Raw genomic sequence first — 25547 nt, 5'->3', positions numbered from 1 at the left:
CCTGGACCAGTAGACCCTCTTGCGTGACTCGAGTGCAACTGACGGACGAGGAATGGGAGTTCATCGGGCCGTATCTGCCGGTCGGCGAGTACGGCCCGTACCCGCAGCGGCTGCGGCAGCAGTTCGAGGGTGTGATCTGGCGATTCAGGTCCGGCGGGCAGTGGCGGGAGATGCCGCAGGAGTTCGGTGCCTGGCCTACCGTCCACAATCGCTTCCGGCAGTGGCGTGACATGGGTGTCTTCGAGGCCCTGCTGGAGGGCCTGATCGCTGAAGCCGCGAAGCGCGGCGAGGTGGATCTGTCCCTCGTGAGCATCGACTCCACCACCGTGCGTGCTCACCACGACGCGGCCGGGATGCACCTGGACCAGGACGTGCTGACTGCGGGCTGCCGCCGAGGCGGAGAAGGCCAGGTCAAAGGGGGCAGCCTGGAAGAACAAGACGGGCAGGACGCCGGGACCCTTCCCGGGCGTGAGGAGCGACGAAGCATCCGCCGTCGGCGAAAACTCCGGCTGGAGGCCAGCCTGCTGGGACGCTCCAGAGGTGGGCAGACCAGCAAGGTGCGCCTGGCCGCCGACCGCAAGTGCCGCCCGCCGGCATTCGTGCTGACCGCGGGGCAGGTCGCGGACAGTCCGCAGTTCATCCCCGTGCTGGGGAAGATACGGGTCCGCGGACCCGTCGGTCGCCCTCGAAGCCGGCCGGACGCGGTCGCTGGCGACAAGGCCTACTCATCCAACGGAAACCGGGCCCACCTGCGTAGACGCGGCATCAAGGCCGTGATCCCGGAGAAGGGAGACCAGGCCGCCAACCGGGAGAAGAAGGGCTCCGCGGGCGGTCGGCCCGTCAGCCACGACGCTGACCTCTACAAGGAACGGAACGCTGTCGAGCGCCTCATCAACAAGCTGAAGGCCTGGCGAGGCATCGCCACCAGATACGACAAGACCCCGGGACAGCTACCTCGCCGGCCTCCGACCACGACCGGGTATGCGCCCCGATGACGGGCCTCATGCCTCAGCCGTCGAATCGAAACCAGCGGAACCCATGGTCAAGTAGCGGTGTCAAGGTGGCGCGGTGGAGCGCGGCGAAGGCCACGACGGCCTCGTTCTCATCGCCGCTGACCGTGGTGAGCAGTTCGGGAGCGACAAAGAACTTCTCGGCGGTGTAGGTCGGCAGGAACGGGCTCAGGGGTACGGGGCGCAGCATGCTCCACAACGGGGCGAGACGCGCGGTCGGCATGCAGTACGCATACGCGTGGTAGGAGGCGGCATTCATGGCCTCGTAGAGGGTGTACTGCAGGAGGAAGCGGCTCAGCGGTTCCTCTTCAAGGACCGTCTCCGGGTCCTCGAAGAAGGGGTCTTCGGTGAGCCGTACACGGGGATCGGCTTCGCCCGGTTCTTGCGGTGGCCAAGGGATGGACCAGTCCCGAACGCCCTCGCCGTCCACGGCGAAGACCATCCGGCCGCCGCGCGGCCCGGAAGTTCGCCGGGGCTGTTTCAGCACTGGGTTGCGGAACCTGTGGACAGCAGGACGGAGGCGGGCCAGGCGGTGGAAGGCGGTCAACGCCTCCGGCAGGTCCTCCGGTTCGCCCGCCGCGCTCGCTTCCTCTGTCGGCTCGGTCGCCTCGGCGGGAAACCAGCCGAGGATGAACGACTCCAGGGCCCGGATCGGATCCGTCTCCACATGGTCGACCCAGTCCGTCCCCGGCACTGGCCCGGGTGCCGGGACCGGCCGGACCGCGTCCAGCAGTCGGCGGGTCAAAGGCTTGTCGAGCTCCAGGTCGGCGTGGTCGAAACCGGCGGGTGCGGACGGCCTTCCTCTGCAGAGCGCGGTGCCGAGGGGAAGGCAGCCCTGGTCGAGGCGGACGAAGACGTGGATGGGCAGCGGCCCTCGAAATTCGAACCGTGAGTGGAGCTCCGGAATCCTGTCTCCGCGCAGGAGCACCTTGGTGGAGTCCTGGACGCCGCTGACCCCATGGTTGTCCCCGGGCGCGACAATGACGACGGTTGCGTCCGTCCCTGCCCCGATGAGAGCTGGTCCCATCCCGTACCGGCGGATCCGCTCTCCGGCGACCGACAAGGCTGCCGCCTCGGTGATCAGGGGCGGAAGCGTCTGTGACATGTGGTCACCCTGACCAGCAATACGGACAAGGCGGTTTGACCGTGACTCGGTACGCGCCCTAGTTCAGACGGGTGATGTGGCGTCATCCGGCCGCGCAGGCTGGAGACAGCAGAGAAGCATCGGCGGTGCTTCTGTCTCCTCCGGGGAGGGACCCACCGATGCTGCCGGATCCGACCGCACCTGCTTCGCTGCTCGCCGTGTTGGAGTTGCTGCGGGGCTGCTTCACCGCTCCCACCTTCACCACCTTCTCCTCGCTGGTCACGGGGCTGATCGCGCAGACCGGGCGGTGCACGGTGACCGGGATGCTCAGCGGCGCGGAGTTGACGCGCGTCTGGTCTCATGACCGCGCCCACGTGTTCTTCTCCCGCGCCCGGTGGAGCCCGGACCTGCTGGGCGTGTGCCTGTCCCACTTGATCGTGCGCCGCCTGCTGCCCGAGAGCGCGGTGCTGACCGTCGCGGCGGACGACACCCTGTTCAAGCGGCGTGGGAAGAAGGTGTTCGGGGCGGCCTGGCAGCACGACGGCGCCGCCAAGGGTCCCAAGCCGGTCGGGCGCGGGACCTGCTTCGTCGTGATCGGCATCGTGGTCCAACTCTCCTGCCTCGCACGGCCGGTGTGCCTGCCGGTGATGGCCCGGCTGTGGCGCCCGAAGCAGGAGCAGTCCAAGGTCGACCTCGCCGCGTCCATGCTCCGCCTCCTCGCCGCCTGCCACCACGGCCGGCGCATCCACGTCGTCGCGGACGCGGCCTACCACGGCAAGACGCTGCGCGACCTGCCCGCCACCTGCACCTTCACCACCCGCCTGCCCGCGTCCGCGGTGCTCTATGACCTCGCCCCGCCACGCACCGGCAAGCGCGGCCGCCCCGCGCTCAAGGGCGCCCGCCTGGGCACCGCGAAGGAACTGGCCGCTGCCCTCGCCTTCACATCCTTCGAGGTCCACCGCTACCAGCGCACCGAGACCGTGCGCCTGGCCGAGCTCACCTGCCTGTGGTACGGCTCCTTCCAGAGCTCGCCGCATGGGACAAGGAGTTCTATGCCGAGCGACGCCGACCGGGCGCAGTACCTGTCTTCGGCCTGGACGTGGCGGCACCCGCCGTGCAGTACGCACTCGAGGTGGGACTGCTGGACGCCGCCTTCACCGATGACCTGGAACAGAGTCCACCCAGCCCCGGTCTGAGGCGCGCGCTCGACGAGGTCGGCCTCATCACGCTGACAGGCGGCGGCAGCTATATCACCGCCCGCACATTCAGGGCACTGCTGGACAGTGTCAGAAGGCCGGTGTGGGTCAGCGCGTTCGTTCTGCGGACCGTGTCGTACCACCCGATCGTCCGGGCACTGGCCGTGCACGGTCTGAGCACCGCCGTCGATGTCTCCCACACCTATCCGCAGCGTTGATGGGGATCTTTGAATCTCCTCACCCTGTGCTGAGGATGGCCCCGGAGTTGCTCGCCTTGATTCCTCAGGCGTGCAAGTGCTGATCTGCGGGTGGATGCCGAACTTGAGGGCTGGTTCTTGGTCGGGTGGCTGGGTGGGCACGGGGGCTGGGACGGGGCGGTCTGGGGTGGGTGGGGTCTCTCTTGTGGGCGGGAACAGGTGATGTGGGAGCGGGTTCAGGGTTCGATGGCGAGGTGTTCGATGAGGTCGTCGCGGAGCGTGAACCGATAGTGGAGATCGATGGTGCCGCCGGGGAAGTTGCCTTCGAGGTGGTGTGTGGCGATGTAGTGGGCGGTGTCGGTCTGCTGGGCGTTCGTGAGGTGGATGGTGTAGGTGAATTCGGTGGCGGATCGGTCCAGCCACCGCTCGATCGCGGTGCTGCCCTGGTAGGTGTTGCCGTCGTCGATCACTGTGGCGTCGTCGGTGAACGTCGTGACCGCGGTGGCGGTGTCGTGGGCGCGGTGCGCTGTGAGGTAGCGGGTGATCACCGCGGGCAGGTCGTCCGGGGTGATGGTCCGGGGCTGGTTGTCGTGCATGACGCTCCTGATGGTGGTGGCGGGTTCAGACGGTGGGGGTGGTGCCGCCGTCGATGACGTGTTCGGCGCCGACGATGGCCGAGGCGCGGTCGGAAACGAGGAAGGCGACGAGCTCGGCGACCTCCTCGGGCCGGTTGGGACGGCCGAGCGGGATGCCTCCCAGGGAGTCCATGAGCCGGCCCAGCGCCGCTTCCTGGCTGATGCCGGCGTCGTGGGCGATCCGGGCGACGAGGTTGTCGGCGGCCGAGGTCTGGACGAAACCGGGCGAGACGGTGTTGACGCGGACGCCGTGCGGGGCGACCTGGTTGGCCAGGCCCTTGCTGTACGTGGTCAGGGCGGCCTTGGCGGCGGCGTAGGCCAGGGTGCCGTTCCACAGCGGCATGCGGCGCTGGATCGAGGTGACGTGCACGACCGCGCCCCTGCCCGTGGCGATCATGTGCGGGAGGAGTGCGCGGTCCAGGCGGACGGCGGCCAGCAGGTTCGTGTTCAGCTCCCTGGCCCAGTCGTCCTCGCCGAGCGCGGCGAATCCTCCTGCCGGTGCCTCGGAGCCGCCGAGGGTGTTGACCAGGATATCGACGCCTCCCACGCGGGCGTCCACCTCGGAGGCGACGTGGGCGGCGCCCCGGGCGGTGGACAGGTCGGCGGTGATGAACGTCTTCTCCTCGACGTCGTCGGGGCGGCTGCGGGCGGTGACCAGCACGGTCGCGCCGGCCTCGGCGAGCCGTCGGGCGATCGCGGCTCCGGTGCCCTTGGTGCCGCCGGTGACCAGAGCGCGTCGGCCTTCGAGGGATTCGCTGATGGATGTGGTCACGGTGTGCTCCGTTCCCGGGCGCGGGTATACGAGGCGCCGCTCCCGTCTCGACTGCTAAAATAAAAGCTACTAACTTCGACTTTAGCAGTAACTGAGGGGATGGTCGCCGTGGCAAGCCGGATCAGGCTGGAGGACCGGGAGTGCCCGCTGTCCACGACGGTGGAACACGTCGGCGAGTGGTGGACACTGCTGATCCTCCACGACGCCTTCGACGGCTACACCCGCTTCGACCAGTTCCAGGAGAGCCTGGGCATCTCCTCCAGCATGCTCACCACCCGGCTGAAGACCCTGGTCGCGGACGGTCTGCTGGAGCGCCGGCCCTACCAGACCAGCCCCGTCCGGCACGAGTACGTACTCACCGAACTCGGGCGCTCGCTGCGCCCGGTGATCGTCGCCCTGGCCGCGTGGGGCAATGCCCGCCTCACGCCACCGGAGCGCAGCATGATCCTCGTCGACGCGCACAGCGGCGAGGAAGTCGAGCCCGTCGTCGTCGACGCCAAAACCGGCCGCCGACTCGACGACAGCGCCGCCTACGTCTTCACCGCGGGCCCCGCAGCCGGCGACGCGATGCGCAGCCGCTACGCGGCACGGCCTGCCATTCCCGCGGAAGAGGCGTAAGTCCGCCCGGAAGAGCCTCGTACAGCCTTGAGCAGGGCCGCGAGCACGGGCTGCACCTGACCAGCCTCGCGGCACCGGCTTGTCGCCGGCGTGATACCTGCCAACCCTCCCCGGTCGTTGAGAACTGGATCAAGTGAGGCGGGGAGCAATACCGGTCGTTTCCAAGAATCCCCATCAGCGTCTCTTCACCGACGGGCGGGAACAGCGGTATGCGATCGAGGCGGTACGGGCGCTGGGAGGCGACCCCGCGGGGCGCGAGCAGGACGGTCGTTTCCACAGCCTGCGCTACGAGTCCCGGCCCGATACGCGGTGACAGTCAGGCGACCGAGCAGAGGTGCTCACTGCGCGCAGCCGACGTCTAGTACTTCAATCACCTCTCCGTGGACCGTGTAGACGAGCCAGCACCACTCACCGAACGCTGCCGCCAGGTCCGGGGCCCGCATCTTCGCATCCTCGGTGACCGCGTCGATGAGCGCCATGATCTCCGCGTGCATCTCGTCCGGCACATCGAAGAGCACGCTGGCGGCGGGTTGGACCAGTTCGACTCGCATGACGCCCCCGCAGACGGGCAAGCAGGACACCAGGTGAAGCTGCGTACACCGCTCGGCTCGATGACCGAATAAAATCCCTCATGACCACCATAAATCCACTGCTTTCCGCGCGAGGCGGCGCCCGCTGGTACTGCCTGGGTGGCGACGGAACGAGCGGTCGGCCCGGGTGCGGCGTCAGCGGATGCCGGTGCGCGCGTGCCCGCCCCGGCGCCTGCCGTGCTCGGTCGAGGCCCGGACGAGAAGGCTCTCCGCCTGTGCCACGGCGTCTGCGGCATTGCGTAGTCCCATGAGGACGCAGAGTGTGTAGGCGGCATCGTCGAGCCGGTGGTAGCTGAGCGAGCTCAGCGGATCCCGCAGCAGACCGTTACGCGCGAAGCGCAGCGGCAGCGGTCCTGACGTGGGGCAACAGCATGCGGTCGCACCTCGTGCAGGGTCGCACCGACCTCCTCCGCCTTGGCACGATGGGCAGCAGGGTCTGGTACTCGAAACGGCCGGCGCGGCGGGTGGTTCGACGCAGGACACCTTCACGCTCCCGCTCCTTGTACTCCCCGCTGATGCGCAGCTCCCGCTCGCTCATCTCGATGTCGTCCCGCCTGATCCCGGGCAATTCCGCCTCGAGCACATACGCGTCGTCGGTCTCTGGCATGTCCGCCGCAGGAGACCAGGCCAGTGCGGCGGCAGGTACGGCGGCGGCGCCCTGCAGCAGCCGGTTCATGCGCTCGACCAGCTCCTCGAACTCGGCGGCGATCGGTCTCACCCCGGCCGAAGCCGGCGAAGGACCTGTCCAGCAGGCCGCCGGGCCGGTGCCGTACGGGCGACGTCATCACGGTTCAACTCCGGAGAGTGGGCCATACGGGTCGCCCTCCACGGTGCGCGTCTCCGCAGAACCGGGCGACTCGACCCCGTTCACACCGTCCTCATCACCGGCAACGCCCAGGCGCCCCATGAACGCGGGCTCGCTGCGCGCCAGGACACGCTGGAGCTGCACCCGCAACTCCGTGTACTGCACACCCGTGCCATATCGCTGTGCTGCCACGGCAGAACCAACGAATTGCGCCTGGGGAGCGAAGTGCGCCGGACGGGTGGAGCCGCGCACTCGCCGCAACAGACATGCAGGACCACAACTCTGGTCGGACACTGGGGGGCAAAGCAGTGGCTGACGGCGTACGAACCCAGGGCGCGATGGCTATGAACCACGGCACCACACACTCCTCCGGTGCGACGGATGCCGTCTCCACACGTTCCGTGTTCGGCGCGCCGTGCTGGGTGAGTCTGAGCAGCCGCGACCTCGACGCCACGCAGGACTTCTACGGAGCCGTACTGGGCTGGCGGTGGCGCACCGCCAGACTCGGCGACCGTTTCCGGACCGCACTGGCGGACGGGGTACCCGTCGCGGGGGTCGCGGAGATGGCTACCACGTGGCAGATGGCCGTGGCCTGGACGCCGTACTTCGCCGTGGCGAACGCGGACGAGGCGGTCGCCCGCTTCCGGGAGCGCGGCGGGACCGTGGCAGTGGGGCCGATCTCCTTCCCTCCCGGAAGGGCGGCGCTGCTCGCGGACCGCGACGGGGCCCGCTTCGGGGTGTGGCAGGGGAAACTCGTCACCGAGTGGGAGGCGTGGCGGCAGGCAGCGTCGACGTTCATCACCCTGCACACCCGTGACGCCTTCGACGCGGCCATCTTCTACGGCGAGGCCCTCGACTGGGCCTCGGACCTGCCCGGCTGCTGCGAGGTCGAGTACGCGGGAGGTGAAGTACTGCTGCGCAGCCGGGGCGCCGTCGTGGCCCGCATCGAGTCAGGCTCGGTGGAGACGCCACCCGACCCGTCGGTCCGGCCGCACTGGCAGGTCCACTTCACCGTTGCCGACGTGGGACCGTGCGTCCATGCCGCTGGCAAATGCGGCGGCAGTGTCTTGGCGGAGGGCCGGCGGGAGGCCACACTGCGCGACCCCGACGGCGCCCAGTTCACCGTGACCTCGCGTCGGCAGTACTGACAAGGCGGAGCCACCGGATCAAGGGCCTCCCAGTGACCGGGGACAAGGTCGTGATCGGCATGACCAGCGAAGCGGACATGGCCCGTAACGTCACCGATGACCAGCTCGCCGAGTTCGTCCAGCGGGTATGACCGTCATCCGACCCGCACCGAACTCACCACCCGCCACCTGCACGGTCGTATCACCCACCAGGGCGAGAAGGCACACCGATCCGGGCCAGTCGGCAGTGGCACGTCGAGCGCACACACGAGACCGGGCTATGGGCTCCTCCCGAGCGCAGCATCCGGGCCGACTCCGGCTCCCCGGCACGGAGTTCACTGTCTCGTCGGGACGTCGTCCGCCCGCTCGCCCTCCGCTTGAGATGGTTCGGTCCTGGGCACGTCCGGGTGCTGTTCCATGGCGCTGCGCTCGCCCGGCTCGTCGCGCTCCCCCTCGGCCTGCGACGGGGTACGCGCGTACAGCCAGCGGTCGTAGTCCGAGGCTCCGGATTGCATGATGGGCCTCCTCCTTCGCTCGCTAACCCCATGGTCCACCCTCGGCCGTGACGCGGCGAGAGAAATATGAGCAACAGGCAATTACGTGCCCACCGTCATCGTCGCTCGCTACGTGGGTGGCGACGAGGAAGCGTGAACAGCGGGCGTGGACATGCATTCTGGTCACGTCGTTGGACCGAGGACCGTCAGCTGTCTCTGCAACGTTGCAGAGAGCCGCTTGACCAGCGCGTTCGGCGCACAGCTTCAGTGTGCCCAGGAGACTGCTCGTCGGGTGATCCGACCCGGCCGCGTCCGGCCCTCAACCCCGCGGGGGCCAAGAAAGACAACGCCCGCACGCCATACAGCAGCCTCCCGAACGAAGATGGGAAGGAGGAGCGGAGCGATGGCACGGATGTTCGCCGACGGTGACGACTTGGTCGTGCACCTGACACGGCGGGAAAAGACGGCCGCGCGCCGCGGCGACGTGCGCGTGCCGCTGACGGCGGTGTGCCGGGTGACGGTCGAACCCGACTGGTGGCGCGCCCTGCGCGGAGTACCGCAGCGCGGCCTCTCGATTCCAGGGGTCCGGTGCATCGGCACGCGCAGCCACCACGCCGGGCTGGACTTCGTGGCCATCCAGTCCGGCAGACCCGTCGTGTGCGTCGAGCTCCGGCCCTCCGCTCCTTTCCGCCTCCTTGCTGTGTCCCTTCCAACCCGTGCGGACGCGAGGACCACAGCTCAATGGCTCGGCCGAACCGCACCGAAGATCGACACGTCCACGCCTTGGCGGCAGCCGCTTCCGGTACCCGAGGAGAACTCCGCCCCCGCGACGTCGGACAACCCGCCAACATCCCCTCTCACATCTCCTCCGTGCGCGCGATGCCTGAGTGGGACGAGTGGCCGGCCACTAGCGACCACGCCGATGTCGACGCCAAGACCGGCCGCCGCCTCGATGACAGCCAGCCCTACGTCTTCACCGCAGGGCCCGCAGCCAGCGCCGCAATGCGCTCCCGATACCCCCACAACGGCCTGACGCGCAGGCAGCCGACTGAAGGTGTGGAGGTAGGTGAAAGGATAGTGCCTTCCGCCTCGTCGAACCGGTCACGGAACCCAGGCCCGCCACGCCGCCGCATCTGTCAGCGTCGGGCACAAAGGCGCTGGTCAGCAGGTGAGACGGTAGCCGGCGAGCAGCGCGGCTCGTACGCGAACGATCTGATGAGGTCCCGGTCCATACAGGGGATGAGGAGGTCGCAATAGCCGCCCCTCTCCAGCGGTGAGGCGACTGCAGTGGCCCGCCAGGTGACCATGACGCTCCAGCCGGCCCGGGTGAGCCGATCAAGGTGGTCGGCCTCATAGACCATGATCTCGTGAATGGACGTGTGGTGCACCAGCGCCGATCCGTTGTGGGTGCGGATGACGATCGTGTCGCCGTTGTCCGCGTACGGACTTCTCCCCTCACTACGTACCCAGTTGCAAGACGTGTTTTCCGAGCAATTAGCGTGATTCGCCGCCCAGTTGGCGGCACCGTCTGATGCGGGGTCAGCACTGGCCATGTGGGGTGCGGTGACGGGCATCGAGATCGCGGTCGGGTACCTGTTCGCGTGGGCTGTCCGGAAGGCTCAGCGCGTGGCCGGGCGGGCGGACGGGGAAGTCAACCGTGCGCTGGACGCCGGAATGGACCGCCTGCACGACGCCAAGAGTCTCTGCGAAGCACTCGTCGACGTGCTGCGTCAAGAGGCCCCACCCGCGCCTGACAGCCCATCAGAACGAGCGTCAAATGAGCGTCAAGATACCTCGGAGAGCGTCATTTCAGCGTCAAGATATCGCCCGTAACGCCCACACCGCACATAATGCGCATCACCCAAACCCGCAGGTCAGGCGGCCTTTGCGGCCGGTTCAAGGATCGCCACGCACTCCACGTGGTGGGTCATAGGAAACAGGTCGAACGCCCGCAGTGTCCGCACCCGGTACCCCCCGTCCCGGAAGTACGCGAGGTCGCGGGCCAGGGCTGCCGGGTCGCAGGCCACGTAGGCGATGCGGCGGGCGCCCAGGGAGGAGAGGTGCTCTACCGTCCTGCGGCCCGCTCCCGCGCGCGGGGGGTCGAGGACGATGAGGTCCACCTCCGTGATGCCCGTGCGCGGGAGGACCGACTCGACCTTGCCCTGTTCGACGCGGACCCGGGGGAAGTCGGCGAGGTTGTGGCGGGCGTCCTCCACCGCGCGCTTGCCGGACTCGATGCCGAGGACCGCGCCCTTCTCGCCGAGGCGGTCGGCGAGGGCCCCGGCGAAGAGGCCCACCCCGCAGTAGAGGTCCAGCGCCATCTCGCCCTTGCGCGGCAGCAGGCCCTGCATGACCGCGGTGACCAGGGTGTCGGCCGCCTTCGGGTGGACCTGCCAGAAGCCGCCGCTGCCGACCCGGTGGGTGCGGCCGTCGGCGCGTTCGCGGACGAAGGCGCGGCCGTGGACGCGGTGGATGCCCCCGTCGTGCTCGTCGACGCGCATCACCGAGACGGGCCTGTCGAGTTCGACCAGGGGGAGACGGGCGCCCGGGCGCGGCTCCAGGATGACCATGCGGTCCTGGGAGCCCGTCGCGGCGATCGCCTCCACCGAGGCCATGCCCGACCAGTCCCGTTCCTCGATGCCCAGTTCGCTGACGCCCGGCGCCGCGATCATGCAGTGCTCGATCGGCTCCACCTCGTGCGAGCGGTGCCGGCGCAGTCCCGCGTTGCCGTCGGCGTCGACGGCGTACTGCACCCGGGTCCGCCACTGCGGCACCTCGCCCGCCGGCAGCTTGTCGCCCTCGGCGGGCATCACCGTGCCGTCCCAGCCGACGTCCTCCGGCGTGAGACCGGCCAGCCGCTGCAGCTGTTCGGCGATCACCTCGCCCTTCAGCCGGCGCTGGGCTCCCGGCTTCGCGTGCTGCCAGTCGCAGCCGCCGCAGCGACCGGGGCCGGCGTAGGGACAAGGGGCCGCCACGCGGTCCTTGGACGCGTCCAGGATGTCCACCGCGTCCGCGCGCAGGAAGCGGGCCCCCTCCTCGCCCTCGGTCACCCGGGCCACGACCCGCTCACCGGGCAGCGCGTGCCGGACGAACAGCACCTGGCCCTCGGCGGTCCTGGCGATGCAGTGCCCGCCGTGCGCGACCGGGCCGACCTCGACCTCGTACTCCGTCCCCACCAGCGACTTCTTCGGTTCTGCCTGCATGGCGGGGTGACTCCAGATCAAGGGGGAGGGAAACGGCCCGGGCGAGGGCCGACGACAGCCCACCAGTCTACGTGGTCGCCGAGCCGCCGCCTGCCGCGTGTGTACGGAGAGGGACGGCCGTCTCCGCCCCCCCGCCCGTCCCCCACGCCCACGCGGTCACCGGTGCTCCCCCACCCCGGTCAGCCCCCGCTGTGCTCCTTGGGCCGGTGCTCCGCCGGACCGCGGCGGACCGCGCCCGGTGCGTTCCACTCCTGCCGCTTGCGGGCCCGGTTCCTGGCCACTTCGGAGGACTCCAGCTGGTAGGGCACGGAGGTCACCATCACGCCGGGCGTGAACAGCAGCCGGCCCTTCAGCCGCAGCGCGCTCTGGTTGTGCAGGATGTGCTCGTACCAGTGGCCGACCACGTACTCCGGGATGATCACGGAGACCGCGTCCCGCGGGGACTGGGCGCGCAGGCCCTTCACGTACTCGATGATCGGCCGGGTGATCTCACGGTACGGCGAGTCGAGGACCTTCAGCGGTACGTCTATCCCGCGCCGCTCCCACTCCTCGCGCAGCGCCTTCGTCTCGGCCGGGTCGACGTTGACGGTGAGCGCCTCCAGGGTGTCCGAGCGCATGAGCTTGGCGTAGGCCAAGGCGCGCAGCGTGGGGCGGTGGATCTTGGAGATGAGGACGACCGAGTGGACGCGGGACGGCCGTACCAGGTCGTCGTCCGGCTCCTCGGGGGCCGAGATCTCCTCGGAGACGCGGTCGTAGTGCTTACGGATCGCGGTCATCGTGGCGTAGAAGATGCACATGCCGAGCAGCGCCACCCAGGCGCCGTGGGTGAACTTCGTGACCAGGACGACGACCAGCACCAGACCGGTGAAGAACGCGCCGAACGCGTTGATCGCGCGGGAGCGGATCATGTGGCTGCGCTTGGCCGGGTCGTTCTCGGTGGCCAGGTGGCGGTTCCAGTGCCGGACCATGCCGGTCTGGCTGAGCGTGAAGGACACGAACACGCCGACGATGTACAGCTGGATGAGACGGGTCGAGTCGGCGCCGTAGATGACCGTCAGCAGGGCGGCGGCGCCGGCAAGGAGCACGATGCCGTTCGAGAAGGCCAGCCGGTCGCCGCGGGTGTGCAGCTGGCGCGGCAGGTAGCGGTCCTGGGCGAGGATCGAGCCGAGGAGCGGGAAGCCGTTGTACGCCGTGTTCGCCGCCAGGAAGAGGACCAGGGCGGTGGCCGCGGCGAGCACGATGAACAGGAAGCTGCCCTTGCCGAAGACCGCCTCGGCGACCTGGGAGATCACCGGGTTCTGGACGTAGCCGGAGCCGAGCGCGACGCCGTTGTGGATCAGGTCGGTGGCCGGGTTCTCGGCCATGCGGACCTTGGTGACCATGGCGAGCGCGATGATGCCGCAGAACATGGTGACCGCCAGCAGACCCATCGCGGCCAGCGTGGTCGCCGCGTTCTTCGACTTGGGCTTGCGGAAGGCCGGGACGCCGTTGGAGATCGCCTCGACGCCGGTGAGCGCGGCACAGCCGGAGGAGAAGGCGCGGAGAAGGAGGAACACCAGGGCGAAGCCCGCCAGGCCCTGGTGTTCGGCCTTGATGTGGTAGGTGGCGGTCGGGGCGCGCATCGTGTCGCCGAGGACCAGGCCCCGGAACGCACCCCACGCGATCATGATGAAGACGCCGCCGACGAACACGTACGTCGGGATCGCGAAGAGCTTGCCGGACTCCTTCACGCCGCGCAGGTTCATCAGCGTCAGCAGCACGATCACGGTGACCGCGCAGAACACCTTGTGCTCGACGACGAAGGGGATCGCGGAGCCGAGGTTCTCGATGCCGGAGGCGATGGAGACGGCGACGGTCAGGACGTAGTCGACGAGCAGCGCGCTGGCGACGGTCAGGCCGGCCTTGGGGCCGAGGTTGGTGGTGGCGACCTCGTAGTCGCCGCCGCCGCTCGGGTAGGCGTGGACGTTCTGCCGGTAGGAGGCGACCACCGTGAACATCAGCACGACGACCGCGACGGCGATCCAGGGGCTGAAGTGGTACGCCGACACGCCCGCGATGGACAGGACCAGCAGGACCTCCCCCGGCGCGTAGGCGACGGAGGACAGCGGGTCGGAGGCGAAGACGGGGAGTGCGATGCGCTTCGGCAGGAGCGTTTCACCCAGCCGGTCACTGCGCAGAGCGCGCCCGATCAGGATCCGTTTGGGCACGTCGGTCAGTTTGGACACGAGAGAGGATCGTAGGCCTTCGACCTGGCAGTCCTCCAGCCGCAGTACACGATCTGCCTCCAGAGTGAAAAAGGTGACTGCTGGAACTGCGGATTCCGCGGCCTTCGCCCGATCCGTGCCTAGATGGCAGACCCCGCCTGTCTTCGCACTTCGGAGGTCCTATGCCCGCGACCGCAGAGCTGATCGGTGCCACGGTCGCCCTCGTCGGCCTCGGAATCCTCACCGCCTGGAGCGTGCGCAGCATCACTCGGCGATGAGTGCGGCACAGGGGTGCCCGGCCTGGACGGTGCGTGTGTAGCTTGGGCCACGGTCTGAGACCCTGATGGGGCTGAGCAGTAACTTTTGGACACCGGAAGGACGGTCGTGCACATCGTCATCATGGGCTGCGGCAGAGTGGGTTCCGCTCTCGCCCAGACCCTGGAGCAACAGGGGCACACGGTCGCCGTGATCGACCAGGACCCCACCGCCTTCCGCAGGCTGGGCCCGGGATTCGGCGGCCGCCGGGTCACCGGTGTCGGCTTCGACCAGGACACCCTGCGCGAGGCGGGCATCGAGGAGGCCGGCGCCTTCGCCGCCGTCTCCAGCGGCGACAACTCGAACATCATCTCCGCGCGGGTCGCCCGCGAGATGTTCGGGGTGGAGAACGTCGCGGCCCGGATCTACGACCCCCGGCGCGCCGAGGTCTACCAGCGCCTCGGCATCCCGACCGTCGCCACGGTCCGCTGGACCGCCGACCAGATGCTGCGCCGGCTGCTGCCCTCGGGCGCCGAGCCGCTGTGGCGCGACCCCACCGGCGGGGTCCAGCTGGCCGAGGTGCACGCCTCCCCGAAGTGGGTCGGCCACAAGATCAGCAAGCTCCAGGAGGAGACCGGTGTCCGGGTCGCGTTCCTGACCCGGCTCGGCGAGGCGATGCTGCCTACCTCGCAGACGGTCCTGCAGGAGGGCGACCTGGTGCACGTGATGATGCGGACGGACGACGTCGACAAGGTCGAGGCCGCCTTCGCCGGGGGTCCGGAAGAGGAGGGCGGTCACTGATGAGGGTCGCCATTGCCGGGGCCGGTGCCGTCGGCCGCTCGATCGCGGGCGAGCTGCTGGAGAACGGCCACGAGGTCCTGCTGATCGACAAGGCCCCGACCGCCATCTCGGTCGAGCGGGTGCCGCAGGCGGAGTGGCTGCTGGCCGACGCCTGTGAGATCACCTCCCTCGACGAGGCGGCGCTGCAGCGCTGCAACGTCGTGATCGCCGCGACCGGCGACGACAAGGTGAACCTGGTCGTCTCGCTGCTCGCTAAGACGGAGTACGGCGTTCCGCGCGTCGTCGCCCGGGTCAACAACCCCAAGAACGAGTGGCTGTTCAACGAGTCCTGGGGCGTGGACGTCGCCGTCTCGACGCCGCGCCTGATGTCGGCCCTGGTGGAGGAGGCGGTGTCGGTCGGCGACCTGGTCCGGCTGCTGCGCTTCAGTCACGGCGACGCGAACCTGGTGGAGCTGACGCTGCCCGAGGAGTCGGCCCTGGCCGGCACCCAGGTCGGCGACGTGGAGTGGCCCGAGGACACCTCCCTGGTCACGATCATCCGCGGCACCCGGGTCCTCACCCCCTCCCGCGAGGACTCCCTGGAGGCGGGCGACGAACTCCTCTTCGTGGCGGCCCAGGCCCGCGAGGAGCAGCTGGAGGACCTGCTGTCGGTACGGCGGGAAGACAGCTGACGCAGCTTGCGCAGGAAAGAGAGAAGGGCACCCTCCGCTGCGGAGGGCGCCCTTCTCTCGTACCGGTCTACTTGCGGTGGCGTCCGCCCGAGGCCGCCTCACCGCTCTCCGCGGCCTGCGCCTGCGCCTGCGCCTGCGCCGCCTTGCGCTCCTCCTCGGCCTTCTCCGCCGCCTCCATCTCCGCGAACACGTCGATCGGCGCCGGCGCCTTCGCCAGGAAGACCCAGGTGAGCCAGACCGCCAGCAGGAACGGCGGGATCTTCAACGCGACGAGCACCCAGCCGAGTTGGGCCGTGTTCGCCCACCAGTAGAGCGGGAAGAGGATCGCGCACTTGGCGAGCAGGATCAGGCCCCATGCCCAGCTGGCCTTGGCGTACGCCTTCTTGCGGCCGGGGTTGCGGGTGCGCCAGGAGAGGTTCTCCTTGAAGACCGGGCCGAGGATCAGGCCGATCAGCGGGACCCCGCACAGGGTCGTGATGATGTACGCCAGCGCCAGGCCCAGCGTGTAGAGCATGCCGGGGAGGTAGAAGTCCTTGGCGTTGCCGGTCATCATCGCGAAGACGACACCGAAGGCGACGCCGAAGACACCGCTGAAGGCGTGCTTGACGGTGTCCCTCATGGCGAGGCGGACCACGACCAGCACCACGGAGACCGCGAGGGCGGCGATCGCCGACCAGTGCAGGTCCTTGTTGATGGTGAAGATCGTGACGAAGAGCAGTCCGGGCAGGACCGTCTCGACCATGCCCCGGACACCGCCGAACGCCTCGAAGAGCGCGGCCTCGGTCACCGCCCGCGCGTCTTCCGCCCGGGCGTCCTCCGCCTGCGTGTCTTCGGTCGGCTTGTCGAGCGACGTCACCGGCTACTCCCTACCGAGGGGTCTCAGTTCGTACTTGGGATTGAACAGCACCCGGCGGCCCCGGCTCAGCGAGATCCGGCCCGATGCGATCAGCCTGCGCCCCGGTTCTATGCCCACGATGGAACGCCTGCCGAGCCACACCACGTCCAGCGCGGCGGAGCCGTCGAACAGCTCGGCCTCCAGGGCCGGGACTCCGGCGCGCGGGCGCAGGGTGACCGTGCGCAAGGTACCAGTAACCGTGACGATCTGCCGGTCGTGGCAGTCGCCGATCCGGATGCAGCCCGTGGTGTCGGCGTCCTCCCGCAGCTCCTCCGACTCCAGGTCCTCCTGGGACGAGGAGAGCCGGTCGAGCATGCGCCGGAACCGGCCGGCCGGCTTTTCGGAACGAGGAACAGCACTCATGTCTGAAGCGTACCGGGGCCCACCGACACCGCCGTAGTCCAGCTCACTTCTCGAACCAGCTCACTTCTCGAACCGGTAGCCCATGCCCGGCTCCGTGATGCCGCATCCCCCCGGGAGGCGACCCCCGGACCCCCGGCCGACCCGCGGCTCACTTCTCGAACCGGTAACCCATGCCCGGCTCCGTGATGAAGTGCTTCGGGTGTGAGGGATCCGCCTCCAGCTTGCGGCGCAGCTGTGCCATGTACACGCGCAGGTAGTTGGTCTCCGTCCCGTACGACGGCCCCCACACCTCCTGGAGCAGCTGCTTCTGGCTGACCAGCCGCCCGGTGTTGCGCACCAGTACCTCCAGCAGGTGCCACTCGGTCGGGGTGAGCCGGACGTCCCGGCCGGCCCGGTTGACCTTCTTCGCGGCCAGGTCGACGGTGAAGCCCTCGGTCTCCACCAGGACGTCGTCCTCGCCGCCCCCGGCGAGGGGCTCGGCGCGGCGTACGGCGGCCCGCAGCCGGGCCAGCAGCTCGTCCATACCGAAGGGCTTGGTGACGTAGTCGTCGGCGCCGGCGTCGAGCGCCTCGACCTTCTCGTCGGAGGAGTGGCGGGCGGAGAGGACCAGGATCGGCACCCGGGTCCAGCCGCGCAGTCCCTTGATCACCTCGACGCCGTCCATGTCGGGCAGGCCGAGGTCGAGGACGACCACGTCGGGGTGGCGGGAGGCGGCCAGTTCGAGGGCGGTACGGCCGTCGGGGGCCGCGTCGACCTCGTACTTGCGCGCCTTGAGGTTGATCACGAGGGCGCGCACGATCTGCGGCTCGTCGTCGACCACGAGCACACGGGTCATGAGGCCTGCCTTTCCGGTTCTGCCAGTGCTGCTGCCGCTGCAGTGACCGATCCTGCCGCGCGGAGGCTGAGGACCATGGTGAGCCCGCCGCCGGGCGTGTCCTCGGCGTTCAGGGTGCCGCCCATCGCCTCCGCGAAGCCCCGGGCGACCGCGAGCCCGAGTCCGACCCCGGCGCCGCGCGGAGCGTCACCGTAGCGCTGGAAAGGCTCGAATATGCGTTCCTTGGCCTCGTCGGGCACGCCGGGCCCGCGGTCCACGATCCGTACCTCCACCCGGTCCGCGATGGCGCTGGCGGAGACCAGCACGGGCCGGTCGGACGGGCTGTACTTGACGGCGTTCTCGACCAGGTTGGCCACCGACCGCTCAAGGAGTCCGGCGTCGGCCTCGACCATCGGCAGGGTCTCGGGGACATCCAGGTCCACGCTGCCGTCCGGTACCCCGACCAGCGCCATCGGGACCACCTCGTCGAGGTCGGTCTCGTGGACGATCGGGGTGACGGTGCCGGTCTGCAGCCGGGACATGTCGAGCAGGTTGCCGACGAGGTGGTCCAGGCGGTCGGCGCCCTCCTCGATGCCTTCGAGGAGCTCCGCCCGGTCCTCCTCGGACCAGTCCACGTCGTCCGAGCGCAGCGACGACACCGCCGCCTTGATGCCGGCCAGCGGGGTGCGCAGATCGTGGCTGACGGCGGCCAGCAGGGCGGTACGGATCCGGTTGCCCTCGGCGAGCGCGCGGGCCTGCTCGGCCTCCTCCTGGAGGCGCCTGCGGTCCAGGACGACGACCGCCTGGGCGGCGAAGGCGGCGAGCACCCGGCGGTCCTCGGCGGGCAGCACCCGGCCGGTCAGCGCGAGGGCCATGTGGTCGCCTATCGGCATGTCGACGTCGGCGTCCTCGGGCCGCTGCAGGGCGGGCCCGAACCCGGCGCGGCCCGCGCAGCTCCACGGCTCGACGTCGCCCGCCCGCTCCAGGAGGGCGGCGGACTCCATGCCGAAGGTCTCCCGGACGCGTTCCAGGAGTTCCTCCAGGCTGGTCTCACCGCGCAGCACGTTGCCGGCCAGGAAGGAGAGGATCTCCGACTCGGCGCGCAGCCGGGCCGCCTGGTGGGTGCGGCGGGCCGCGAGGTCCACGACCGAGGCGACGGACAGCGCGACCCCGAAGAAGATCACGATGGCCACGATGTTCTTCGGGTCGGCGATGGTCAGCCGGTGCAGGGGCGGGGTGTAGAAGTAGTTGAGCAGCAGCGACCCGAAGGCCGCCGAGGCCAGCGCCGGGAAGAGCCCGCCGAGCAGCGCGGCCGCGACCGTGAGGGTCAGGAAGAGCAGCATGTCGTTGGCGAGGCCGAGGTCGACGGTGTTCAGCAGCACCGCCATGACGACGGGGCCGGCCAGCCCGACCAGCCAGCCCGCGATGATCCGGCCCCGGCCGAGCCGCGCGCCCCGGGCCACCGGCAGTCCGCGGCCCTTGGCGACCTCGCCGTGGGTGACGATGTGGACGTCCAGGTCGGGTCCCGACTCGCGGGCGACCGTGGCGCCGACGCCGGGTCCGAGGACGTACTGCCAGGCCTTGCGGCGCGAGGAGCCGAGCACGATCTGGGTGGCGTTGACCCCGCGTGCGAAGTCGAGCAGGGCCGCGGGGATGTCCTCGCCGACGACTTGGTGGAAGGTGCCGCCGAGGTCCTCGACCAGGGTGCGCTGGACGGCGAGTTCCTTCGGGGAGGCCGAGGTCAGGCCGTCGCTGCGGGAGATGTAGACGGCGAGCACCTCGCCGCCCGCGCCCTTCTCGGCGAGCCGGGCGGCCCGCCGGATCAGCGTCCGTCCCTCCGGCCCGCCGGTGAGCCCGACGACGATCCGCTCGCGCGAACCCCAGATCGCCGAGACCCGGTGCTCGCTGCGGTACTGCTTCAGGTACTCGTCGACCCGGTCGGCCACCCACAGCAGCGCCAGCTCGCGCAGGGCGGTGAGGTTGCCCGGCCGGAAGTAGTTGGACAGGGCCGCGTCGACCTTGTCCGACTGGTAGATGTTGCCGTGCGCCATGCGCCGGCGCAGCGCCTGGGGCGACATGTCGACCAGCTCGATCTGGTCCGCGCGCCGTACCACCTCGTCGGGCACGGTCTCGCGCTGGCGCACCCCCGTGATGGACTCGACCACGTCGCCCAGCGACTCCAGGTGCTGGATGTTGACGGTGGAGATGACGTCGATCCCGGCGGCCAGCAGTTCCTCGACGTCCTGCCAGCGCTTGGCGTTGCGGGAGCCGGGGATGTTGGTGTGGGCGAGTTCGTCCACCAGCGCGACGGCGGGAGCCCGGCGCAGTACGGCGTCCACGTCCATCTCCGTGAACACGGCGCCCCGGTACTCCAGCTCCTTGCGCTGGATCTGCTCCAGGCCGTGCAGCATCACCTCGGTGCGCTGCCGGTCGTGGTGCTCGACGAAGGCGACCACACAGTCGGTGCCCCGCTCCACCCGCCGGTGTGCCTCGGAGAGCATGGCGTAGGTCTTGCCCACGCCCGGTGCCGCACCGAGATAGATCCGAAGCTTGCCGCGTGCCATGGTCCTATTGTCTTCCTGCAACTGCCGCCTACGCAGCGTCGACCTTACGGCCAACAATCCGGGCGAATGGTGCAGGGACCACGGCAGCGGGCATCTTTGACGCAACCCTGATGGGCGCCGGTGCCGCGGCTCCGGCGCCCATCACCGTGCACTCAGTTGGGGTTGTCGCCGTGGGTGAGGGTCTCCCAGGCGACGAAGAGGTTGTTGCTGCCCGCGGGACGGTTGTTCTGGGTGAGCGTCTGGGTGTTGGTCATGGCGATGCCCAGCCGGTTGTGGAGGGCGTTGTAGCCGACCTCGGTGACGGGCCCGAGGCCGAGGGTCAGGGAGCCGCCGCAGAGCCAGCTGGGGACGGCGGTGCCCAGCTGGTACTTGGCCTGGAAGCCGAGCGCCTGCCGCAGCCGCTCGCCGACGTCCGTGCCGTACAGGTCCTCGCCCTGGATCCGGCTGGTCTCGGCGACGTGCGAGATCGCGGAGATGCCGTACCCGGTGTGCGTGAAGTCCCGGCAGGTCTCCTGGGTGAGGCCGGTGACGAAGGTGGACTGGCCCTGCCAGTAGGAGACGATCTTGGCGGTGGTGTCCAGGTTCTGGCTGGGCACGGTCTTGGGGACCGAGCCGTCGGAGGCCAGGTAGACGTAGGCGGCCGTGCGGGTGCGGAACTTCGCCATGGCCGTGTCGTACGACGTCTTGTCCTCCAGGAAGACGGAGATGCCGACGGCGGCCTCCATCATCGACAGCTCCCAGTTGCCGTTGGAGTTGGAGCCCTTGATGACGGTGGGGAGGTAGACGTTGCGCAGCATGGTGGCGAAGCGGGCCTCGTTCGCCCAGGTGCCGGTGTACGTGTACCTGATGATCTCGGCGGCCTTGGGCCAGGAGGAGCCCGCCCAGCCCGTCTGGAGAGGCGCGTTGCTGTTGGTGTGACTGGTGATGGTGGCCGACCAGGCGTCCATGATCTGGATGGCCTTCTGGGCGTAGCGCGCGTCCTTGGTGATGTACCAGGCGAGGGCGTCGGTGTAGGCGGCGATCGCGTCCTCGCGCTCGTCGGTGCAGCCGTAGTTGGGGTTCGAGTACGAGCCGCACTCGACCGTCGCCCAGGGTGTGGGGGTGCGGTTCAGGTCGGCGTACTTGCTCGCCAACATCTGGTCGTAGGCCGCTTTCCAGGGCTGGGCGCCGGCCAGCACCTCGGTGCGGGCGAAGTCCAGCTGGGCCTTGGAGACGGTGACTCCCGGGTGCACGAAGGTGCTGGGGGCGGAGTGGGCGGCGGGGGCCGTGAAGGCGCCCAGGAGCAGGGCTCCCACGGCCGCGAGCAGGGGGATGCGACGCACAGCGACTCCGTTCTCACGTTCTTGTATGTGAACATGGGGCGCCTCTGTGAACATAGGCGTTGAACGGAGACCGTAGGTACGGACCAGACTTCCGTCAAGGTGTGAAGTAAGCCCGAGCCATTCACACCGGACCGCCCGCGCATGTGAAAGGGCCGCACCCCGGGTGCGGGGTACGGCCCTGTCGCTCTCGGCTCCGCTAGCGGACCTCGGTGATCTCCGGTCCGCGCTGGAGCTGGCCCATGCCGCCGGAGAAGCGCGAGGACTCCTCCTGCTGGACGCCCTCGGGGACCATCTGGGCGTCGTTGGGCAGCTTCAGGACGATCGGGTCGCGGGGGGCCATCGGGCCCTCGCCACGGACCACGACGGTGTCCCGGAAGATCTGCTCGAGGAGCCCGGCCGCCTGCGGCTGCACCGCGCCCTGCCCGGAGATCACACCGCGCAGGAACCAGCGCGGACCGTCCACACCGACGAACCGCACGACCTGGAAGCCGCCCGTGCCGTCCGGCAGCTGCACCGGCACCTGGGCGCGCAGCTCCCAGCCCAGCGGTCCCTCGACCTCGTCGACGATGCCGCCCTGCTGGGTGATGCCGGTCGCGATCTCCTCACGGACCTCGCCCCAGATGCCCTCGCGCTTGGGCGCGGCGAAGGCCTGCAGCTGGACGGCACTGTCGCGCAGCACGACGGTCGCCGCGACGATCGCGTCGCCCGCGACCTCCACCCGGAGCTCCATGCCGTCCACGCCGGGCACGAACAGACCGCCCAGGTCCACCCGGCCCTCGCCGGGCTCGCGCACCTCGGTGTCGTCCCACGGCCCGTCGGGCCGGGGCTCCGGCTCCAGACGAACGCGCTCGCGCCCGCCCTCTTCCTCGTCCGCCTCGGTGTCGACGCTGTCGACGACCTGCTCGGCCTCGCCGGCCGCGTCCTCGGCGGCACCCTTCTTCTTGCGACGTCCGAACACGTCACTGTCCTTCCCGGTCGGATACGACCGAAGCGTATCGATTCCCACCCGTCCGACCGCCCTCGGCGGCCTGACCGCTTGTGCCGCTCACATCGCCCACCGCGGCATGACCGCCGGTGGACCCGAAGCCCCCCTCGGCCCGCGCCGAGTCGGGAAGTTCCGCCACCTCCTGGAAGCGGACCCTCTCGACCTGCTGGACGACCAGTTGGGCGATCCGGTCGAAGCGCTCGAACCGCACCGCCTGGCACGGGTCGAGATTCACCACGATCACCTTGATCTCCCCACGGTACCCGGCATCAATCGTCCCCGGGGCATTCACGAGGGCCACACCGCATCGGGCGGCGAGCCCCGAACGAGGGTGCACGAAGGCCGCGTACCCCTCCGGGAGGGCGATCGACACTCCCGTGGGCAGTACGGCCCGTTCTCCCGGCTTCAGCTCGCACGCCTCGGTGGTGCGCAGATCGGCTCCCGCGTCACCGGGGTGCTCGTAAGCCGGAAGCGGTACGTCGGGGTCGACGCGCCGGACGAGGACGCCGAGCGGGCTCGCCGGACGGGCCGGGAGCACGGGGTTTGCGGAGTTCACGGATTCACCTCGAAGGCGCGTGCGCGCCGGGCCTGGTCAGGGTCCTTCATGGCGGCCTGGATCTCTTCCTGACGGCCGTTGTCGACAAAGTGCTCGACCGGGACCTCGACGAAGAGGGCGTCGGCGCGGACGGCGACGGGCCCGGTGGGGCCGTCCATGCGTCCGGTGGCGGTCGAGTAGATCTTCCGGCCGGCCACGGCGACCACCTCGGCCGCCAGATGGAGCGTGGTGCCGACGGGCACGGGCCGCACGAAGTCGGTCTCCAGCCGTCCCGTCACGGCGATCTTCCGCAGCAGCCAGTTGAGCGAGCCCAGCGTCTCGTCGAGGGCGGTGGCGAGCACCCCGCCGTGCGCGAGGCCCGGGGCGCCCTGGTGGGCGGGGCGTACGGTGAACTCGGCGGTGAGGGAGACGCCCTCGCCGGCCCGTGCCTCCAGATGCAGCCCGTGGGACTGCCCATGGCCACACCCGAAACAGTGTTCGTAGTGTGCACCGATGAGCTCACCGGGCGCGGGCGCGTCGGGGTGCCGCTCCGGTTTCCGGGCACTGGCGGGGGGCTGAAGAGCTGCGGAACTACCACTCACAGCCGCAGACCTTACCCGCGCGTCCAGTGAATCCGGACACCGTGCCAAGCTTGGCTCCATGCAGCTCTCCGCGACCCCGTACGAAGAACGCCTGACCGCCCCCCGGTCGTGGTGGTTCATCAGCTTCCTGGTCGGCGTCTCGTTCGCCCTGATCCTGCTGCCGTTCGGCACCCTGCCGATGCTGGGCGGCCTGGTCGGCGGCACCGCGGCCGCGGCGGTGGTGGCAAGCTCGTACGGCTCCCCGCGCATCCGGGTCGTCGGCGACTCGCTGATCGCGGGCGAGGCGAGGATCCCGGTGTCGGCCCTGGGCTCGTCGGAGATCCTGGACCCGGACGAGGCGCGCGCCTGGCGCACGTACAAGGCCGACGTCCGCGCCTTCCTGCTGCTGCGCTCCTACATCCCGAGGGCCCTGCGCGTGGAGGTCACGGACCCGGAGGACCCTACGCCGTACCTGTACCTGTCGACACGGGAGCCGGAAGCCCTGGCGGCGGCGATCGAGGCGGCGAAGAGCAGCACGAAGGCGTAGCGCTCCGGCACACGGCCTCTGGAGTCATCCGGGCCCTGCCCGCGCCCTCGGCGCCCCTTCGAGACGGCTTGCCGCCTTCTGCCTGAGCGCTCCGCTGGAAGTGCCGCGATGTGCCGTCTGCCGCCTGCGGCGCCGTCGTGGCTGGTCGCGCAGTTCCTCCCCCGGCCTTCGGCCGGGGGTACCCCCAGCGCCCCTGGGGCGCTGCCGAACCGCAGCGGACTTCGAGGGACCCGCCTAGCCGGTCTTTCCGGGTTTTCCCTGCGCCACCCGGCTCGTCCTCCAGCCGCGACGGCGCTCGGCCACGGCGGCGGAGTCCGGGGGTGCCGGCCTCCCGCACACCCGGGACAGCCGTCAGCCGCCGAAGTCCTCCGGGAGCTCCGCGATCGGCAGCGGTTCCGCCGGCTTCTCCAGCGGCGGCAGCTCCGGCAGTTCGTCCCACGGCACCTGGATCTTTCTCAGGTCCGCCCGGATCCGCGCCGCGAGTTTTCTGGTGTCCCGGCGGTTCATGACCGCTCCCACCGCGGCGCCCACCATGAACGGCATCAGGTTGGGCAGGTCCCGCACCATCCGCTTCATGATCTGCTGGCGCAGCTCGCGCTTCATCTGGCCCCCGAGGGCCGTGTTGATCGTCGACGGCTTCATCACGTCGATCCCGCGCTCCCCCGACCAGGAGGACAGATACGCGGTACTGCGGGCTTTCAGGTTCCCCGGCGGCCGCACCCCGTACACCTCGTGGAGCTCGGCGATCAGCTTCAGCTCGATCGCCGCGACCCCGGTGATCTCGGCGGCCAGCTCGGTCGGCATGGCCGGCGGCACCGGCAGCATCGCGGCCGCCCCGACACCGGCCCCGACCGCCGAGGTCGCGCCCGCAGCGCCCGCCACCAGCTTGTCGGCGAGCTGCTCGGGCCCGAGGCCCGGGAACTGCCGGCGCAGGGCCCCGAGGTCGCGTACGGGGACACGCGGGGCGATCTCGATGATTCGGTCCGCGAGGTACGCCAGCCCCGCTTTCGCGCGGCTGCCGCCCCTACGGGCCCCTTCCCGGGCCATGTCCACGGCCCTGTCGCGAATGACCGCGGCCCGTCGCCGGGCGACGGGCGCGGGCTGGTCCGCCGGCGCCGGGAGGTCACCCCGGCCGACCGCCGGTTCGAGCGAGGCTCCCGGTTCGGATGAGCCCCGCTCGTCGTCACGCGCACGTGGGCCGTCGGACGGCCCCGAGTCCGCTCCCGGCAGCGGGAAACGGCGCTTCCGAGGTGGGGTCGAGCCAGTCATGCCCGACCCG

The 25547-nt window shown here is 69.9% G+C and carries 26 protein-coding genes and 2 pseudogenes; 9 read left to right on the top strand and 19 right to left on the bottom strand.

What is annotated here, in order from left to right:
- The first annotated feature begins 23 nt into the window (after positions 1-23).
- Positions 24-1050, top strand: a pseudogene (locus KVT45_RS41820) (IS5 family transposase).
- Here KVT45_RS41820 and KVT45_RS41815 read toward each other — a convergent pair.
- Positions 1009-2115 (bottom strand): hypothetical protein, encoded by a 1107-nt coding sequence (locus tag KVT45_RS41815; RefSeq protein WP_217554678.1) that lies wholly within the window; start codon positions 2113-2115, stop codon positions 1009-1011. The pseudogene KVT45_RS41820 and the gene KVT45_RS41815 sit on opposite strands and share 42 nt — an antisense overlap.
- 158 nt (positions 2116-2273) lie before the next feature.
- Here KVT45_RS41815 and KVT45_RS41810 point away from each other — a divergent pair, with 158 nt between their 5' ends.
- Together KVT45_RS41810 and KVT45_RS41805 are read left to right on the top strand one after the other, a co-directional pair.
- Complete coding sequence (locus KVT45_RS41810; RefSeq protein ID WP_217554677.1) at positions 2274-3290, top strand: transposase; 1017 nt, start codon at positions 2274-2276, stop codon at positions 3288-3290.
- Positions 3227-3508: a hypothetical protein gene (locus KVT45_RS41805; RefSeq protein ID WP_217554676.1), complete on the top strand. Its 282-nt coding sequence runs from the start codon at positions 3227-3229 to the stop codon at positions 3506-3508. The genes KVT45_RS41810 and KVT45_RS41805 overlap by 64 nt, the downstream gene beginning before the upstream one ends.
- Before the next feature lie 215 nt (positions 3509-3723).
- Here KVT45_RS41805 and KVT45_RS41800 read toward each other — a convergent pair whose 3' ends face one another.
- Together KVT45_RS41800 and KVT45_RS41795 are read right to left on the bottom strand one after the other, a co-directional pair.
- Positions 3724-4083 (bottom strand): nuclear transport factor 2 family protein, encoded by a 360-nt coding sequence (locus KVT45_RS41800; protein ID WP_217554675.1) that lies wholly within the window; start codon positions 4081-4083, stop codon positions 3724-3726.
- A gap of 25 nt (positions 4084-4108) precedes the next feature.
- Positions 4109-4894, bottom strand: coding sequence for an SDR family oxidoreductase (locus KVT45_RS41795; protein WP_217554674.1), 786 nt, complete (start codon positions 4892-4894; stop codon positions 4109-4111).
- Between the two features lie 99 nt (positions 4895-4993).
- On the opposite strand from KVT45_RS41795, the gene KVT45_RS41790 reads away from it, so the two are divergent.
- On the top strand, positions 4994-5512 hold the full coding sequence (locus tag KVT45_RS41790; RefSeq protein WP_217554673.1) for a helix-turn-helix domain-containing protein: 519 nt from the start codon (positions 4994-4996) through the stop codon (positions 5510-5512).
- A 338-nt stretch (positions 5513-5850) separates the two neighbouring features.
- Here the strand turns inward: KVT45_RS41790 and KVT45_RS41785 are convergent, their stop codons facing one another.
- The 3 genes from KVT45_RS41785 to KVT45_RS56885 all read right to left on the bottom strand — a co-directional run bounded on the left by KVT45_RS41785 (position 5851) and on the right by KVT45_RS56885 (position 6820).
- The gene (locus tag KVT45_RS41785) at positions 5851-6063 is read right to left on the bottom strand and encodes a hypothetical protein (RefSeq protein ID WP_217554672.1); all 213 of its coding nucleotides are present in this window, start codon (positions 6061-6063) and stop codon (positions 5851-5853) included.
- A gap of 174 nt (positions 6064-6237) precedes the next feature.
- Positions 6238-6408: a DUF5133 domain-containing protein gene (locus KVT45_RS56890; protein WP_302832629.1), complete on the bottom strand. Its 171-nt coding sequence runs from the start codon at positions 6406-6408 to the stop codon at positions 6238-6240.
- Positions 6409-6427: 19 nt separating this feature from the next.
- On the bottom strand, positions 6428-6820 hold the full coding sequence (locus KVT45_RS56885; protein WP_308311026.1) for an Hsp20/alpha crystallin family protein: 393 nt from the start codon (positions 6818-6820) through the stop codon (positions 6428-6430).
- 431 nt (positions 6821-7251) lie between these two features.
- Between KVT45_RS56885 and KVT45_RS41770 the strand changes: the two genes are divergently transcribed.
- Positions 7252-8055, top strand: coding sequence for a VOC family protein (locus KVT45_RS41770; protein ID WP_217554704.1), 804 nt, complete (start codon positions 7252-7254; stop codon positions 8053-8055).
- A gap of 314 nt (positions 8056-8369) precedes the next feature.
- On the opposite strand, the gene KVT45_RS41765 is transcribed toward KVT45_RS41770, so the two are convergent.
- A complete protein-coding gene (locus KVT45_RS41765) occupies positions 8370-8549 on the bottom strand; it encodes a hypothetical protein (RefSeq protein WP_217554671.1) in 180 nt (59 codons plus the stop codon).
- A 903-nt stretch (positions 8550-9452) separates the two neighbouring features.
- Between KVT45_RS41765 and KVT45_RS56880 the strand changes: the two are divergent.
- Positions 9453-9545, top strand: a pseudogene (locus KVT45_RS56880) (transcriptional regulator); the annotation flags it as partial.
- A 119-nt stretch (positions 9546-9664) separates the two neighbouring features.
- Here KVT45_RS56880 and KVT45_RS41760 read toward each other — a convergent pair.
- The 3 genes from KVT45_RS41760 to KVT45_RS41750 all read right to left on the bottom strand — a co-directional run bounded on the left by KVT45_RS41760 (position 9665) and on the right by KVT45_RS41750 (position 13956).
- A complete protein-coding gene (locus tag KVT45_RS41760) occupies positions 9665-10081 on the bottom strand; it encodes a pyridoxamine 5'-phosphate oxidase family protein (protein WP_217554670.1) in 417 nt (138 codons plus the stop codon).
- Between the two features lie 321 nt (positions 10082-10402).
- A complete protein-coding gene (locus KVT45_RS41755) occupies positions 10403-11731 on the bottom strand; it encodes a class I SAM-dependent RNA methyltransferase (RefSeq protein WP_217554669.1) in 1329 nt (442 codons plus the stop codon).
- Between the two features lie 179 nt (positions 11732-11910).
- Positions 11911-13956, bottom strand: a complete 2046-nt coding sequence (locus KVT45_RS41750) for an APC family permease (protein ID WP_217554668.1) — start codon at positions 13954-13956, stop codon at positions 11911-11913.
- A 363-nt stretch (positions 13957-14319) separates the two neighbouring features.
- Between KVT45_RS41750 and KVT45_RS41745 the strand changes: the two genes are divergently transcribed.
- Positions 14320-14991: a TrkA family potassium uptake protein gene (locus KVT45_RS41745; protein WP_089104280.1), complete on the top strand. Its 672-nt coding sequence runs from the start codon at positions 14320-14322 to the stop codon at positions 14989-14991.
- A complete protein-coding gene (locus KVT45_RS41740) occupies positions 14991-15662 on the top strand; it encodes a TrkA family potassium uptake protein (protein ID WP_089104281.1) in 672 nt (223 codons plus the stop codon). The genes KVT45_RS41745 and KVT45_RS41740 overlap by 1 nt, the downstream gene beginning before the upstream one ends.
- Positions 15663-15729: 67 nt before the next feature.
- Here KVT45_RS41740 and KVT45_RS41735 read toward each other — a convergent pair whose 3' ends face one another.
- From KVT45_RS41735 to KVT45_RS41700, 8 genes are all read right to left on the bottom strand, one after another.
- A complete protein-coding gene (locus tag KVT45_RS41735) occupies positions 15730-16518 on the bottom strand; it encodes a DUF3159 domain-containing protein (protein ID WP_217554667.1) in 789 nt (262 codons plus the stop codon).
- 3 nt (positions 16519-16521) lie between these two features.
- Positions 16522-16920: an OB-fold nucleic acid binding domain-containing protein gene (locus KVT45_RS41730; RefSeq protein WP_089104283.1), complete on the bottom strand. Its 399-nt coding sequence runs from the start codon at positions 16918-16920 to the stop codon at positions 16522-16524.
- 148 nt (positions 16921-17068) lie between these two features.
- Positions 17069-17755 carry a response regulator gene (locus KVT45_RS41725; RefSeq protein ID WP_217554666.1) on the bottom strand — a complete coding sequence of 229 codons (687 nt, stop codon included), beginning with the start codon at positions 17753-17755 and terminating at the stop codon, positions 17069-17071.
- The gene (locus KVT45_RS41720; protein WP_217554665.1) at positions 17752-20298 is read right to left on the bottom strand and encodes a sensor histidine kinase KdpD; all 2547 of its coding nucleotides are present in this window, start codon (positions 20296-20298) and stop codon (positions 17752-17754) included. The genes KVT45_RS41725 and KVT45_RS41720 overlap by 4 nt, the downstream gene beginning before the upstream one ends.
- Before the next feature lie 152 nt (positions 20299-20450).
- A complete protein-coding gene (locus KVT45_RS41715) occupies positions 20451-21620 on the bottom strand; it encodes an alginate lyase family protein (RefSeq protein ID WP_308311025.1) in 1170 nt (389 codons plus the stop codon).
- Between the two features lie 196 nt (positions 21621-21816).
- The gene (locus KVT45_RS41710) at positions 21817-22578 is read right to left on the bottom strand and encodes a DUF3710 domain-containing protein (protein ID WP_217554663.1); all 762 of its coding nucleotides are present in this window, start codon (positions 22576-22578) and stop codon (positions 21817-21819) included.
- A 1-nt stretch (position 22579) separates the two neighbouring features.
- A complete protein-coding gene (gene dut, locus KVT45_RS41705) occupies positions 22580-23143 on the bottom strand; it encodes a dUTP diphosphatase (RefSeq protein WP_217554703.1) in 564 nt (187 codons plus the stop codon).
- A gap of 14 nt (positions 23144-23157) precedes the next feature.
- The gene (locus KVT45_RS41700) at positions 23158-23742 is read right to left on the bottom strand and encodes a PaaI family thioesterase (RefSeq protein WP_217554662.1); all 585 of its coding nucleotides are present in this window, start codon (positions 23740-23742) and stop codon (positions 23158-23160) included.
- Between the two features lie 58 nt (positions 23743-23800).
- Here KVT45_RS41700 and KVT45_RS41695 point away from each other — a divergent pair, with 58 nt between their 5' ends.
- On the top strand, positions 23801-24268 hold the full coding sequence (locus KVT45_RS41695; RefSeq protein WP_217554661.1) for a DUF3093 domain-containing protein: 468 nt from the start codon (positions 23801-23803) through the stop codon (positions 24266-24268).
- A 351-nt stretch (positions 24269-24619) separates the two neighbouring features.
- On the opposite strand, the gene KVT45_RS41690 is transcribed toward KVT45_RS41695, so the two are convergent.
- A complete protein-coding gene (locus tag KVT45_RS41690; protein WP_217554660.1) occupies positions 24620-25537 on the bottom strand; it encodes a hypothetical protein in 918 nt (305 codons plus the stop codon).
- Positions 25538-25547 lie beyond the last annotated feature (10 nt).

The sequence above is a fragment of the Streptomyces sp. GbtcB6 genome (genome assembly GCF_019091475.1).
Classification (GTDB): domain Bacteria; phylum Actinomycetota; class Actinomycetes; order Streptomycetales; family Streptomycetaceae; genus Streptomyces; species Streptomyces hyaluromycini.
The sequence above is the reverse complement of the archived record's forward strand: the minus strand, read 5'-3'. Positions and strand labels throughout refer to the sequence as shown.

Bases quoted from the DNA above. Each gene is read 5' to 3' on its own strand.
- KVT45_RS41815 (WP_217554678.1), bottom strand. From the start codon at position 2,115: ATGTCACAGACGCTTCCGCCCCTGATCACCGAGGCGGCAGCCTTGTCG.
- KVT45_RS41810 (WP_217554677.1), top strand. From the start codon at position 2,274: ATGCTGCCGGATCCGACCGCACCTGCTTCGCTGCTCGCCGTGTTGGAG.
- KVT45_RS41800 (WP_217554675.1), bottom strand. From the start codon at position 4,083: ATGCACGACAACCAGCCCCGGACCATCACCCCGGACGACCTGCCCGCG.
- KVT45_RS41790 (WP_217554673.1), top strand. From the start codon at position 4,994: ATGGTCGCCGTGGCAAGCCGGATCAGGCTGGAGGACCGGGAGTGCCCG.
- KVT45_RS41785 (WP_217554672.1), bottom strand. From the start codon at position 6,063: ATGCGAGTCGAACTGGTCCAACCCGCCGCCAGCGTGCTCTTCGATGTG.
- KVT45_RS41770 (WP_217554704.1), top strand. From the start codon at position 7,252: ATGAACCACGGCACCACACACTCCTCCGGTGCGACGGATGCCGTCTCC.
- KVT45_RS41765 (WP_217554671.1), bottom strand. From the start codon at position 8,549: ATGCAATCCGGAGCCTCGGACTACGACCGCTGGCTGTACGCGCGTACC.
- KVT45_RS41760 (WP_217554670.1), bottom strand. From the start codon at position 10,081: ATGGCCAGTGCTGACCCCGCATCAGACGGTGCCGCCAACTGGGCGGCG.
- KVT45_RS41755 (WP_217554669.1), bottom strand. From the start codon at position 11,731: ATGCAGGCAGAACCGAAGAAGTCGCTGGTGGGGACGGAGTACGAGGTC.
- KVT45_RS41740 (WP_089104281.1), top strand. From the start codon at position 14,991: ATGAGGGTCGCCATTGCCGGGGCCGGTGCCGTCGGCCGCTCGATCGCG.
- KVT45_RS41730 (WP_089104283.1), bottom strand. From the start codon at position 16,920: ATGAGTGCTGTTCCTCGTTCCGAAAAGCCGGCCGGCCGGTTCCGGCGC.
- KVT45_RS41725 (WP_217554666.1), bottom strand. From the start codon at position 17,755: ATGACCCGTGTGCTCGTGGTCGACGACGAGCCGCAGATCGTGCGCGCC.
- KVT45_RS41720 (WP_217554665.1), bottom strand. From the start codon at position 20,298: ATGGCACGCGGCAAGCTTCGGATCTATCTCGGTGCGGCACCGGGCGTG.
- KVT45_RS41695 (WP_217554661.1), top strand. From the start codon at position 23,801: ATGCAGCTCTCCGCGACCCCGTACGAAGAACGCCTGACCGCCCCCCGG.
- KVT45_RS41690 (WP_217554660.1), bottom strand. From the start codon at position 25,537: ATGACTGGCTCGACCCCACCTCGGAAGCGCCGTTTCCCGCTGCCGGGA.